The sequence below is a fragment of the Nocardia thraciensis genome (assembly GCF_054782435.1).
Genome location: NZ_BAAGSM010000032.1, coordinates 125,128 through 137,492, shown reverse-complemented (window position 1 = coordinate 137,492; position 12,365 = coordinate 125,128). Strand labels below are relative to the sequence as shown.

General features: G+C 70.4%; 8 protein-coding genes and 4 tRNA genes. 8 read left to right on the top strand and 4 right to left on the bottom strand.

What is annotated here, in order from left to right; translation table 11 throughout:
* Positions 1 to 80: 80 nt before the first annotated feature.
* Positions 81 to 773, top strand: coding sequence for an amino acid permease (locus tag ACYVLQ_RS21125; protein ID WP_460699239.1), 693 nt, complete (start codon positions 81 to 83; stop codon positions 771 to 773).
* Between the two features lie 2 nt (positions 774 to 775).
* Positions 776 to 949, top strand: coding sequence for a hypothetical protein (locus ACYVLQ_RS21120; protein ID WP_460699232.1), 174 nt, complete (start codon positions 776 to 778; stop codon positions 947 to 949).
* 305 nt (positions 950 to 1,254) lie between these two features.
* On the opposite strand, the gene ACYVLQ_RS21115 is transcribed toward ACYVLQ_RS21120, so the two are convergent.
* Positions 1,255 to 1,329, bottom strand: a tRNA-Val gene (locus ACYVLQ_RS21115).
* Positions 1,330 to 1,679: 350 nt separating this feature from the next.
* Here ACYVLQ_RS21115 and ACYVLQ_RS21110 point away from each other — a divergent pair.
* The 3 genes from ACYVLQ_RS21110 (at position 1,680) to ACYVLQ_RS21100 (ending at position 1,935) form a co-directional block, all read left to right on the top strand.
* Positions 1,680 to 1,752, top strand: a tRNA-Gly gene (locus tag ACYVLQ_RS21110).
* Positions 1,753 to 1,775: 23 nt separating this feature from the next.
* Positions 1,776 to 1,846: transfer RNA gene (locus ACYVLQ_RS21105), tRNA-Cys, on the top strand.
* 14 nt (positions 1,847 to 1,860) lie between these two features.
* Positions 1,861 to 1,935, top strand: a tRNA-Val gene (locus ACYVLQ_RS21100).
* A 56-nt stretch (positions 1,936 to 1,991) separates the two neighbouring features.
* Here the strand turns inward: ACYVLQ_RS21100 and ACYVLQ_RS21095 are convergent.
* Positions 1,992 to 2,591, bottom strand: a complete 600-nt coding sequence (locus tag ACYVLQ_RS21095) for a PepSY domain-containing protein (RefSeq protein ID WP_460699231.1) — start codon at positions 2,589 to 2,591, stop codon at positions 1,992 to 1,994.
* A gap of 866 nt (positions 2,592 to 3,457) precedes the next feature.
* On the opposite strand from ACYVLQ_RS21095, the gene ACYVLQ_RS21090 reads away from it, so the two are divergent.
* On the top strand, positions 3,458 to 4,648 hold the full coding sequence (locus tag ACYVLQ_RS21090; protein ID WP_460699230.1) for a hypothetical protein: 1,191 nt from the start codon (positions 3,458 to 3,460) through the stop codon (positions 4,646 to 4,648).
* 358 nt (positions 4,649 to 5,006) lie between these two features.
* Here the strand turns inward: ACYVLQ_RS21090 and ACYVLQ_RS21085 are convergent, their stop codons facing one another.
* Positions 5,007 to 5,441, bottom strand: coding sequence for a hypothetical protein (locus ACYVLQ_RS21085; protein ID WP_460699229.1), 435 nt, complete (start codon positions 5,439 to 5,441; stop codon positions 5,007 to 5,009).
* 51 nt (positions 5,442 to 5,492) lie between these two features.
* Between ACYVLQ_RS21085 and ACYVLQ_RS21080 the strand changes: the two genes are divergently transcribed.
* On the top strand, positions 5,493 to 10,325 hold the full coding sequence (locus tag ACYVLQ_RS21080) for an HAD-IC family P-type ATPase (RefSeq protein ID WP_460699228.1): 4,833 nt from the start codon (positions 5,493 to 5,495) through the stop codon (positions 10,323 to 10,325).
* Here ACYVLQ_RS21080 and ACYVLQ_RS21075 read toward each other — a convergent pair.
* A complete protein-coding gene (locus tag ACYVLQ_RS21075) occupies positions 10,297 to 11,241 on the bottom strand; it encodes a hypothetical protein (RefSeq protein ID WP_460699227.1) in 945 nt (314 codons plus the stop codon). The two genes, ACYVLQ_RS21080 and ACYVLQ_RS21075, sit on opposite strands and share 29 nt — an antisense overlap.
* Positions 11,242 to 11,571: 330 nt before the next feature.
* Here ACYVLQ_RS21075 and ACYVLQ_RS21070 point away from each other — a divergent pair, with 330 nt between their 5' ends.
* Positions 11,572 to 12,102: a GNAT family N-acetyltransferase gene (locus ACYVLQ_RS21070; RefSeq protein WP_460699238.1), complete on the top strand. Its 531-nt coding sequence runs from the start codon at positions 11,572 to 11,574 to the stop codon at positions 12,100 to 12,102.
* The last annotated feature ends 263 nt before the right edge of the window (positions 12,103 to 12,365 follow it).

Genomic DNA, 12,365 nt, shown 5'->3' with positions numbered 1-12,365 from the left:
CGCCGCACTCACCTGCTACAAGAAACTCACGAAGGCGAAATCAGCGACATGAGACACGGTCTTATGGCGGATTCGGGCACCTGACCGACGTTGGCGGGTTCCTGCCCAACGGAGTCGGGCCACTCGTGTCCGGCATCGTGGTCGTCATTTTCTCGATGACCGGCGTCGAGGTCGTCACGATCGCTGCTGCTGAGTCGCCCGAACCAGGTCGCGTGATCAGAAGGACAACTAATTCCGTCGCAATCCGCGTTCTATTGTTCTTCGTTCTATCCACTTTCCTGATCGTAACGATCCAGCCGTGGAATACCGTCGAGCCGGGCCTGTCACCGTTCGTTACGGTGCTCGACACAATCGGCGTGCCAGGAGCGAGCACAATCATGAACATTGTGGTCCTCGCCGCCGTTCTCTCGTGTTTGAATTCCGGCTTGTACACGTCATCAAGGATGTTGTTCGTGCTCGCATCTCGAGGAGAGGCGCCACGATGGGTAACCTCGATCGACCACCGCGGGGTCCCCGTCAAAGGGGTGCTGGCCTGTACAGCTGTCGGGTACGGGTGTGTGATCGCTGCCTTCTTGTGGCCCGACACAGTCTTCCTCTTCTTGATCAGCTCTTCTGGCTCGGTATTCCTGTTCGTGTATCTAATGATATGTCTGTCCGAGCTAAAGTTGCGACGACACTGGGAACGCACCGCTCCGGAACGACTGGTGTCAAGATGTGGCTTTACCCCGTCTTGCCGATCATTGTCACAGTCGCGATTGTCGCCATTCTCGTAACAATGGCAGTCCAGTCCGACATCCGCATCGCGTTAGCACAAAGCGTGGTCGCATGGGCCGTCATCCTCATCGCGTTTTTGGCGCAGAAGCAGAAAAGACCTGAAGAGCGGAAACAACATTCCGACCGAATTGCGGATTCGAGCAGCAGCGCTGGCGCTCACAGTAACGACGACTGACAGGAGTGACGATGTCGACGGCACCATCTGCGACCGTGCTTCGCGGTTGGATCTCGGTACCGGCGACCGGCAAGTCGAGGGAAACCGGATCGCGAGCCCGGCTCGAACCGTGCGTGCCCAGACACAGCCGGGCCACACCGACAGTGCCTTCACGATGCGCCGGTACGTCCACTCCCAGGACGATGCCCTGCGGGCCGCGGCAAAGACGTGGAACACAGTTGTGACAACTCGTGACAGGTCGAAGAAGAACCAGAAGGAGAGGAGGCGCAATGAGCACAAAATGGCTGGTTGCGCCTTGTTCTTGGTGGTGGTCCCAGCTGGTTTCGAACCAGCGACCTCTCGCGTGTGAGGCGAGCGCTCTCCCGCTGAGCTATGGGACCGGGGTTGTGAGGTGTTCAGAGCGGTTCGCGTACCGTTCCGAACGAGACGAAACCTTAACACGCATCACCCGAGTCACACCAAATCGCGGGTCTACCTCGGCATTCGCCGGAGGATCGGATCGGCGGATCGCGCGTACCATCACCGGCGCGCGAGGGCGGTTCCGGACCGCGTCGTCGACGACATGTGAGGGAGCGGCTCGCTCCGGGCGGTCAACCTCCCGACCTGCCGAACTACATCGCTGTTATTCCGTTTCACCCGCATCTACCAGCGGATTTGTTGACTGCGGCGAACGTGGGCTAATGTTCTCTCTCGCAGCCGGAAGGAGCGAAAGAGCCTCCGGAGGCGAAATGCGGATGTAGCGCAGCTGGTAGCGCATCACCTTGCCAAGGTGAGGGTCGCGGGTTCGAATCCCGTCATCCGCTCGAAGGCCAACCCGGCCTTGGTTGGCGGTGTGGCCGAGTGGTGAGGCAACGGCCTGCAAAGCCGTGCACACGGGTTCGATTCCCGTCGCCGCCTCTGAGAGGCACCATGCGCGATTAGCTCAGCGGGAGAGCGCTTCCCTGACACGGAAGAGGTCACTGGTTCAATCCCAGTATCGCGCACCAGGTTTCATACAGGTCAGGCCCGGTTTCGACCGGGCCTTTCCTGTGCGCTGACACCACTATGGCCCGCTGAGCCGCCCGGTCGTCGCGTCGACGGTGTAGGTGGTGGAGTTGTTGTCGCCGGTCGCCAGTTGGATCTGCCAGATCACGGTGCCTTCGGCGGCGGCGTCGATCTCCATCTCGTCGAAGCGTGCGTCCGGGGCACGGGAGCCTGTCGATTGCAGGGCCTGCTCGGCCGTGATCGTGGCGGTGTTCAGTTTCGCGATGTCGTCGCTGGGCTTGTCCGCCTGCTGTTGCGACTGCACCTGGCGGCCCGACGAATCGATGAGCACCTTGAATTCATTGCCGTTGGACGCGACCTTGACGTCGAAAACCGTATCGGCCCCGCTGATTTCGGTCTCGAGGTCGAACGGCTTGCCGTCGGGCACCGCACCGGTCGCGGTCCGCAAGGCCGCGAGCGCGGCGGCCACGGCCGTGTCGCCACTCGGCGGTGTCCCGGGTGCTCCGGAACGGCCGGGGGCGGCGGCGGTCGACACCGAGGTTCCGCTCCCGGAGTCCTTCTTCTCGGAGGAAGTGCCGTTATCGTCGCCGCACGCGGCCAGCCCCAGCACGCCACACCCGACGACAGCGCCACCCACCAACAGTTGCCTGCCTAGCATTTGCCCACCTCCTCAGCCGATCGAACGGGTATCTGCCCTGCCCACGCGGCATACCCTCCGGTCGGTTCGGCAAACGCGGCAAGTAGTGCACGCCACCAGCGGCGTGCGGGAGAGCCGACGCGAAAGTTCGGTGGGCCGTCATACGCGCGCCGACACTTCGGCGACCACCGAACCGTGGCCGTCGTGGCGTCAGCCTTCGCCCGCTTCGGAATGACCGCGACCTCGATGGCCTGGCCCGCGCCGAAGCTGGGTGCGAGCGTGCTGACCGTTTCCCAACCCTGGCGGCCGAGATCGTTGAGATCTGTCTCGATCCGCGAGTAGTCGAAGCCTCAGTTGGAGTTTGTAGGTAAGAACCTTGTGCTCCCACTGTGTGGCCGTGCGCCGATCTGCGGTGGCGGGCTGATCACCGCATCGGTGGTCGCCGCGGTCGTCCGCGCCACGCCCGCCGACCGCTCGGGGCTCGCGACCGGCGCCTCCAACGCCGCACGGCAGGTCGGCACGGCCTGCGGCGTCGCGATCCTCGGCGCGGTCGCCGGATCCTGGCCGACGCCGGATCCCCCGCCGACGCCGGATCCCCCGCCGACGCCGGATTCGTCGCCGACGCCGGATTCGTCGACGGCGCCAGATTCGTCGGCGGCGTCCGCCCGCTGGAGGTCGCCGCGACCGTGGCATGGGTCGGTGCGCTGGTGCTTAGCCGGTTCGGGATCGCGAGGCGCGATAGGCCCGACGGCTCCCGCCCCTCCCGACCCATGCAGGCTGATCCGCCCGATCGACCCCTCGGCGACTCCGACACGAACCCGGCGTTACCGCGCGCAGACCGGTTGCAGCGATACGCTTTTCGAACGAAGTAGCGAAGGCGGGCGGAAGTGGTGACGACGAGCCGGATCGAGGAACTGCGGACCGGCCTGCTCGACGACCTGCGCGAGGGCATCTCGTTCGGGCTCGAGGAGGCCGACGAGACCCTCGCCGCGATGGTGGCCATCCAGGCCGAGGAGCGCCCGCGCAGCGCCGAGTTGATCACGCCGCGCCTCGGGCTCGACGGCGAGCGCCCGGAGACGCTGACGCTGATCGGGGCGCGGCACGAGCTGTCACGAGATCGGGTGCGGCAGTTGTACACCCGCGCCGTGGGCCAGATCGTCAGACGGGTGCAGGCCACCGGGTTCCCGGACACCGCGGTGTTCGCCGAGCGCTACCCGGTCGGCTGGGGCGACGAGCGGCTGGTTCGCACGCTGCTGGCCGAAATCTACGCCACCGACAGCGATATCGCCGCGCAGGACCTGGCCTATCTGCGGCTGCGGCTGGCCGGTCACGCGCTGATGGACGCCAAACGCATGGCGGGCTTCGTCTTTCAGCGCATCGCCGGGTGGCAGCAGCGCGGCCGCTGGCATCTGCCCACCCCGCGACACACCGAACCGGTTGCCGGACAGTTGGTTCCGCTGCTGCGGCGCGCGGAGTGGCCCGCGGGCGCACCCGCCGACCTGCCCGGCGCCCCGGTCCCCACCGCGGATGCCGACGACGATGCGCGCGGCTCCGTATTCGCCGAGAAGCTGGGCCGGGAAACGACTTTCGACACCGCGCTGGAGGCACGGCTGCTGCGTATGCTCGACGAGAGCGAGCAGGTCGCCACCTTCACCGAGCGCCCGGCCGCCGTCGACTACCGCCTGGACCTGGCCGAGCGCACCCACTACCCCACCGTCGCCGCCCGGCTCACCGACGGCCGCGTCGTACTGATCGATGTGGTGCCGATGGGGCGCGTCGCGGTCCACGGCAACCGGGTCAAGCTCGACGCCGCTCGTGCCTGGGCGCACGAACGCGGCTGGGGCTGGCTGGTTTTCACCGGCAGCCGCCTCGGCGAGCCGGACCTGCGGCGCCACACCGTCGACGCCCGCCACGAGAATATCCTCCGCAACCGCCTCGCGGAGGGTCCGCTCGCCTGGCCCGAATTCCGCCGCTACATCGATGAGACCGGCATCGACATCGTCGATCTGAGCGCCATGGCGCTATGCCACGGCTGGCGCTGGGAACGCGGACCGTTCCGCCTGACCCGCGGCGAGTGAGCCGCCGGCCCGCGGGGATATTCCGGCACGGCGCCGATGTTTGTGCGGCGGGTTTGCGGGCAGGTCCAGCACATCGCACATTTCGACAGCCGAGGTTGACCATGAGTATTGCGTCGGGGATTGTGAAGGTGTCGGGCGCCGCGGCGTCCACGGCGGTGCAGGGGATTCGGGCGGTCGCGGGCGCGAGCGCCGGTGCCGTGACCGGAGCGGCGCGTGGCGGCATCCAGGGCGCGATCGCCGGATCCAAAGGCCGAATAGACGCGCCGAGGGCCGCGGCGGTCGGCCTCGCCACCGCGGGGCTGGCCGGACTGATCGAGTGGCCGGTGGCATTGACGGTTGGCGGCGTCGCGGGCACCGCCTACCTGCTGCGACGGTCGAGGTCCGGAGCGCGGTCCGCGTCGGCGGCGACGAGGGCAGCGGGATCGGACACGCCCGCACGGAGGGCACCAGCGCCGAAGTCCTCCGCCTCGAGGACGCCCGCACCGAAGACACCGGCGCCAAAGGCAGCCACCTCGAAGACACCCGCACCGAAGACACCCGCGCCAAAAGCAGTCACCTCGACGACACCCGCACCGAAGACATCCACCTCGAAGACACCTGCACCGATGTCACCCGAGCCAAAGGCAGCCGCGTCGAAGACGTCCGCGTCGAACACGTCCGCCAGGAAGGCAGCCGACTCGAAGGCGTCCGGACAGCACTCGTCCGCCCGGAAGACCGCCGCGCGGAAGGCGCCAGGCCGGACGACGACCCGCTCGCGGACCTCCGGGCCCGGGGCCTCGAACGAATCGAACAAGCAGCCGCCGACACGCCGGAAGTCCACGCGCCCGGCGCACAGTGCGAACTGATGGTGTCGCTCAGCGGAATCGTGTCGGCGCCGATCCGGGTGCCGCTGGCCGTCACCGGCGCGACCGTGGGCCTGGTGCGGCGCCCGGTCGAGGCGGCCGCACGCCTGGCGGATCCGCGGACCCGCACCGCGGTGACGGATCTGTCCGACGGCGTCGGCCGCGAGCTGACCGCCCTGCTCGACCCCCGCAAGCGGCGGCGGCATCGACGGATCACGGTGCACGGCAACCGTATTCACGCGGAGGTGCGCGGACTGCGTTCCGCCGACGGCACCGGGGTCGGTGAGCTGCTGCGGCGGCAGCTGGACCGGGCGGCCGGAGTCGAGTGGCTGCGGATCAACGCCGCCACCGGCAGGGTCACGGTGGCCGCCGATCCGGCACTGCTGCCGCCCGCGCGCCTGGAAGCGATCCTCGATCATGTCGAAGCACAGGCCGGAACGGGAGACCGGTCGTGGAGCCGCCGATACGAACATCCCTCCGATCGGGAACCGGTGCTCACATCGGCGCTGCAGCTGATCGGCGATGTCGTGGGCCTCGGCGCGGCGCTCACCGGTCGGCTGCTGCCGGTCCCCGCTCCCGCGCACGCGTTCCGGGCCGCGGTGGCGCTGGCGGACGGGCAGCCACAGGTGCGCCGAATGCTGGAAGCGCAGTTGGGGCGCCACCGCACCGACACCGTGCTCAGCGTCGCCACCGCCGTCGGCCAGGCCATGGACGCCGAGGCCGCCGGGCTGTTCGCCGATGCCGTGCATCGCGCCACCCGGCTGGCGGAGGCCGCCGCGCGATACGGCCAATGGCGGCGCTGGGAAGATCTGATCGCCGACCCGAACCATCCGGACGTGCCGGAGTACCGGGCGCCCCGGCCTCGTCCCGGGCCGCGCCCGCGCGGCCCGGTCGAGCGCTGCGCCGAGGAGGTCGGCAGCACGTCGGCCCTCGCCGCCGCCGCGACCGTGCTCGGCGGGCGGGGCCTGGGCGATGCCGCCGACGCGGCGGTATCCGGGGTGCCGAAGGCGGCCCGCGCCGGTCGCGAAACCTTCGCCGCCACACTGGCTGTCGCCCTGTCCGCGCGCGGCGCGCTGACGCTCGATCCACGGCTGTGGCGCCGCCTGGACCGGACCTCCGCCGTCGTCGTCGACCACCGCGTCCTGCGCGGCCGCCGCCCCGTCGTCCTGACCGCCGAATCCACCGACGGCACCTGGCCGACCGACCAGGTCTGGAGCGCGGCGCAACGCCTGCTGTGGCGCAACGGATCCGAACTGCCGGTCCCGCCGCCCCGGGGCCACGACCGCCGAGATCTCTCGATCACCCTCGATACCGACGAGGCGGATACAGGCGGTTCCCCGGACCACCGGAACAACGCCACGGACCACGCCCCACATTCGCTACCTCGCCCCAGCACAGCGAACTCCGAAGCGTCCCACGCACCACATTCGGCACCCGCCGGAACTGCGACACACTCCGAAACCGACCACGCCCCACCTTCGGCACCGGGTGGAAACGCAGCACACTCCGAAACCGACCACGGGCCACACTCGCCACCCGGCGAAAACGCAACACACCCCGAAACCGACCACGGGCCACACTCGGCACCGGGCGGAAGCGCGGCGTATTCCGATGTCGCGGACGACCTAGGGACCGACATGGAGGACCCGCATTGGTGTGTGTTGCGGGAGCGCGGGCGGTCCGTCGGCAGGGTGCTCATCGGCAGAGAGCCGCATCCGGACGCCGTCGGCCTACTCACCACCGCGCGGCAGGCGGGGCTGCGGGTGGTGCTGGTCGGCGGCGAGGACGCGGGCGAATTGCGGCGCAGCGCCGACGAATTCGTGACGGCGGGCGGTTCCGCCTCCGGGCTCGTCCACCGGCTCCAGGAGCAAGGGCACGTGGTCGCCGTGGTCAGCAGGCGCACGCACCGGGCGCTCGGCGCCGCCGACGTGGGGATCGGCATGGCCACCCGGCGCGCCGACGGGACGGTCGAGATTCCCTGGCAGGCGGGCGTGGTCTGCCCCGATCTGGGGTGCGTACGGCAGATCCTCGGCGCGACCGGCCCGGCCCGGCAGGTGAGCGACCGGGGGCGCGTACTGACGCTGTCGGCCGCCACCCTCAGCGGGCTGCTGCTGGCATCCGGCCGCGCGGGCGCCCGCCCCGCCCGTGCCAGCAGCCCGATCGCGGCGGCCACCATGCTGGGCCTGGCGACCGGGTTGACGCAAGGCCGCCGCGCCGCCCGCGCACCCGCGCCGGCGAGCATCGCGCTGGTGCCTTGGCATGCGCTGGAGCCCGACGAGGTCCGGGCCCGGCTGCCGGAACCACATCGCGCGCCCGCGCCGCCGCCGTCACTGCTCGCCGCGGCCGCGTCCCGGCTCGGGCGGCAATTCGCCACGCCCGCAACAACTGTGGCCGACCTGGCCCGGCAGATGCGCCGCGAGCTGGCCGACCCGATGACCCCGCTGCTGGCGGTCGGCGCGGTCGCGGCCGCGCTACTCGGCTCCCCCACCGATGCGATACTGGTCGGCGCCGTGCTCGGACTCAATGCCGCGGTGTCCGCGCTGCAGCGCCGCCGTGCGCGGCTGTCGCTGCACGACCTGCTGCTCGGTGAACGGCTGCAGGCGCGCCGGGTCACGGGCGATCGCGAGATCCGCACGGCCGCGGACGATCTGCGGCCCGGCGACGTCATCGCCCTGAAAACCGGCGAGGTCGTGCCCGCCGACGCCCGGCTGCTGACCACAGACGGGCTCGAGCTCGACGAGTCGGGACTGACCGGGGAGTCGGTGACGGTCGACAAGCAGACCGCCGCGACACCCGGCGCGGCACTGAGCGATCGCGCCTGCATGGTATTCGAGGGCGGAGTCGTGGTCAGCGGCACCGCACGCGCGGTGGTGGTCGCGGTGGGGCCGGGAACCGAGTCGGGACGCGCGCTCGCCGCCGCCGGGCCGCCCCCGTCCGGCGGGGTCCAGGCCCGCCTGCGCGAACTCACCGAGCGCGTGCTGCCCTTCACACTGGGCGGTGGAACCACGGTCACCGTAACGAGTTTCCTGCGCGGGATGCCGCTGCGGCCCGCGCTGGCCGATGGGCTGGCCGTCGCGGTCGCGGCCGTTCCGGAGGGCCTCCCGCTGGTCGCCACGGTCGCGCAGCTCGCCGCGACCCGGCGGCTGTCGCGGCACGGCGTCCTGGTGCGCAGCGGCCGCACCATCGAGGCGCTCGGCCGCGTCGACACGGTGTGCTTCGACAAGACCGGCACCCTCACCGAGGGCAAGCTGGACCTGGTCGCCCTCGCCGATCTCGACGAACAGTGGGACAGCGGGGATTTCGCGGCGTCGCCGCAGTCGCGGCGGCTGCTGCGGGCGGCCGCCCGCGCCTGTCCGGGCGCCGCCGACGGGCCGCCCGTGCACGCCACCGACCGCGCCGTCGTCGAGGCCGCCGACGTCGAGCTGGGCGCCCGCGCCGCCAAGGTCTGGGATCCCATCGAGGAGGTGCCGTTCGAGAGCTTCCGCGGCTACGCGGCCGCCATCGGCCATACCGCCCACCACATCCGGCTGGCCGTCAAGGGCGCGCCGGAGGTGCTGCTGCCGCGTTGCACACAGCTGTTGCGCGCCGACGGCGCTGGCGGACACCGGGTTTCGGAATTCACCGCGGCCGCCCGTGCGGACGCCGAGGAGGCGGTCCAGCGGCTGGCCGAGCGCGGGCTCCGGGTACTCGTGGTGGCCCGCCGGGACTTCGCGGCGGCTCCCGACGACGTCGACGGCGAGGTCGAGCACCTCACCCTGCTCGGGTTCGTCGGCATCGCCGATCACCCGCGCCCGCAGACGCCCCGGCTCGTCCGCGAGCTGGCGCGCAACGATATCGGGATCCGCATGATCACCGGCGACCATCCGGTCACCGCCCGCGCGGTCGCCGATCAGCTCGGCATCCCCGCCGACGTCATGGCCACCGGCGCCGACCTCGACTCGCTCGACGAGGACGGGCGGGCCGACCTCATCGAGCGGGCCACCGTCTTCGCCCGCGTCTCCCCGGAACACAAGGTGCGCATCGTCTCCGCGCTGCAGCGGCACCGGCACACCGTGGCGATGGTCGGCGACGGCAGCAACGACGCCGCGGCCATCCGCACGGCCGACGTCGGCATCGGGCTGGCCGCCCGCGGCTCGGTCGCGGCGCGCGAGGCCGCCGACCTGATCCTCACCCGGTCGAGCGGCGGCATGGATCCGGCCGTGCTGCTGCAGGCCCTGGCCGAGGGCCGCAGCATGTGGCACCGAGTGCGCGACGCGATCGGCGTCCTGGTCGGCGGCAATGCGGGCGAAGTGGTGTTCACCGTGCTCGGCACCGTGCTGTCCGGGCGCGCGCCGATCGGCACCCGGCAGTTCCTGGTGGTCAACCTGCTCACCGATCTGGGGCCCTCGATGGCGGTCGCCCTCTCGCACCGCACGGTCGCCGACGACGGCGAATCCACGCTGGGCGCGCCGCCGGATCTGGGCGGTGCGTTCCTGCGCGCGGTCGCGGTGCGCGGGGCCTGCACCGCCGTCGGCGCGGGCAGCGCGTGGTTGCTGGGCCGGGCCACCGGCCGCCGGCGCCGGGCGGAGACCATGGCGCTCGCGGCGCTCATCGGCACACAGCTGGGCCAGACGCTGGTGATCGGTTACCGCAGTCCGCTGGTGTGGACCACGGTCGCGGGCAGCTCCGCGCTACTCGCCGCGATCATCATGACGCCGGGCGTGAACCGGTTCTTCGGGTGTGTGCCGCTCGGCCCGCTGGCATGGCCGATCGTGGTCGGCAGCGCCGGGCTCGGCACGGTCGCGGCCGTCGCCGCAGGCCGGGCGCTCAGCGCAGCATCAACCCCGCCGCGATGAACGTCACGATCACGAGCATGGCGAAGCAGGTGATCAGCTGCCAGTGCAGCAGCGCCTCGCGCTGTTTGGCGATGGTCACCCGCAGGGTGGCGTCGACGCGGTGGTGATCGACCAACCGGCGGCGCGTGGCATCGAGCTGGTCGGCAGTCTCCTCGGCACGTTCGAGCCGGTGCAGCAGCTTGTGCACCTGCTTGGCCTTGTCGCGGGTCGCCTTGCGCGCCAGCGCCAGCGCCGTGCGCTGGTTCACCAGTTCCTGGCGCTGCTGTGCGATGACAAGGGCTTGCGCACGCGTGTGCTGCTCCCAGTCGGTCACTGTGGCCCATCCTCCCGTGGTCTCGTCGCGGTATCCCCAGGCCAGCTCCCCGGCCACCCAGTCTTCGATGAATTCCTTTACCGCCCAGGGTTTCTCCCGCGGCACCACCACGCCGGACGGCCCCGCCGCGACCATACCGGCGACCACCCGGTAGTCACACGCCTCCGCCGCGAAGTCGTCGACGCCCAGCGCCGGGAGCCGTGCGACCCAGAAGCCGGGCGGGCACAGCCACAGCACCTCGTGGCAGCCGACGGCGCGCAGGCGCGCCGTGCGCTCCTGCGCGTGGGCCAGCGACACCGGTTCGCTGCGCACCTCGATCGCGCACAGGCGGTTGCCGCGGCGCCACAGCAGCGACGGCGTCTGCGCGCCCAGCGGCTTGTCCACGTCGGCGTCGTCCGCGCCGGAGGCCAGCAGCCGCCCGCGCAGCCAATATTTCAGCCGCTGCACATCCCAGTGGCAGTCTCCGCAGCCGACCTCCCGGCAGCGCTCCCCCGCCTGGTGTCCGCGTGGATTGGGTTCCACCACCGGGAGATTCGCCGACTCGGGAGGGGACAGCACCGTCGTATGCCCGCGCTCTCGCTCTTTCAGTTCCTTCGTGCTCACGCGACCACTTCCCCTGCCACTACACCCAGCGGGCCCGATTCGACCCGCTACTTCCAGATTGCCGCAACTGTCAGGGCCCTTCACGTAGTCGTGCCCGGTTTCGTTATCCAACCGGGAGCCCAGCGTGATCATCGGGTGCCGGGACGGGCTGTTACGTGCGAATTCGACACGGATTGATCAAGATTCACGAAGGTGCCCATGGCACTTTTCGGACACCCGGTGCCTGTACCGACTTCGCGGGCGGCGCGGGCGGTTCTTCCATGCCCGGCCGACGGCGGGGAAACCGGTCGGTCCGGAATCCGGGCGTGCTGTACTGGAGGAATGAGCGATATCCCAGTCACCGTCGACCGGGCCGGATTGTGGGACGCCGAGGCCCTCAGTGACGTTGCGGCAGCAGCCTTTCCGATGGCCTGCCCGCCCGAGCTGGAGCCGACGGATATCGAGACGTTCGTGGCGGACATACTGTCCGGCGAACGCTTCGGCGACTATCTCACCGATCCCGATCGCACCATCCTCAAGGCGACGGCGAATGGGGATATCGTCGGCTACGCGATGCTGGTGGCGGGCGCGCCCATCGATCCGGCGATCGCCGCGGCGATCGGCGGCCGCCCGGTGGCCGAGATCAGCAAGCTCTACGTGCTGCCCGGCCACCACGGCGCCGGGGTGTCGACGGCGCTGATGCACGCGGTCGTCGACCTCGCCCGGCGCGGCGGATACGCGGGTGTCTGGCTGGGCGTCAACCAGGACAACGAGCGCGCCCAGCGTTTCTACGCCAAGCACGGATTCCGCACCGTCGGCACGAAGACCACCACCGTCGGTTCCCAGGTCTGCCACGACTACGTCCTGCACAAGGAACTCTGAACCCCACCGCCGCGCACCACCCCGCGGGCCGCGCCCGGCGCCTCACCAACTCCCGCATGCCCGGCGCCCCGCTCCCCATTCCCGGCACATCTCACTCCCCCATTCCCGGCATGTCTCACTCCCCAATCCCCGGCACGCCATACTCCCCAATCCCCGGCCCACCTCACTCCCCAATCCCCGGCACACCTCACCCCCATCCCGGCACGCCATACCCCATCCCGGCACGCCACACCCCCATCCCGGCACACCTCACCCCCGATCCC

Excerpts from the sequence above, each read along its gene's own strand:
- ACYVLQ_RS21095 (WP_460699231.1), bottom strand. The coding sequence starts at position 2,591 with ATGCTAGGCAGGCAACTGTTGGTGGGTGGCGCTGTCGTCGGGTGTGGC.
- ACYVLQ_RS21080 (WP_460699228.1), top strand. The coding sequence starts at position 5,493 with ATGGTGTCGCTCAGCGGAATCGTGTCGGCGCCGATCCGGGTGCCGCTG.
- ACYVLQ_RS21120 (WP_460699232.1), top strand. The coding sequence starts at position 776 with ATGGCAGTCCAGTCCGACATCCGCATCGCGTTAGCACAAAGCGTGGTC.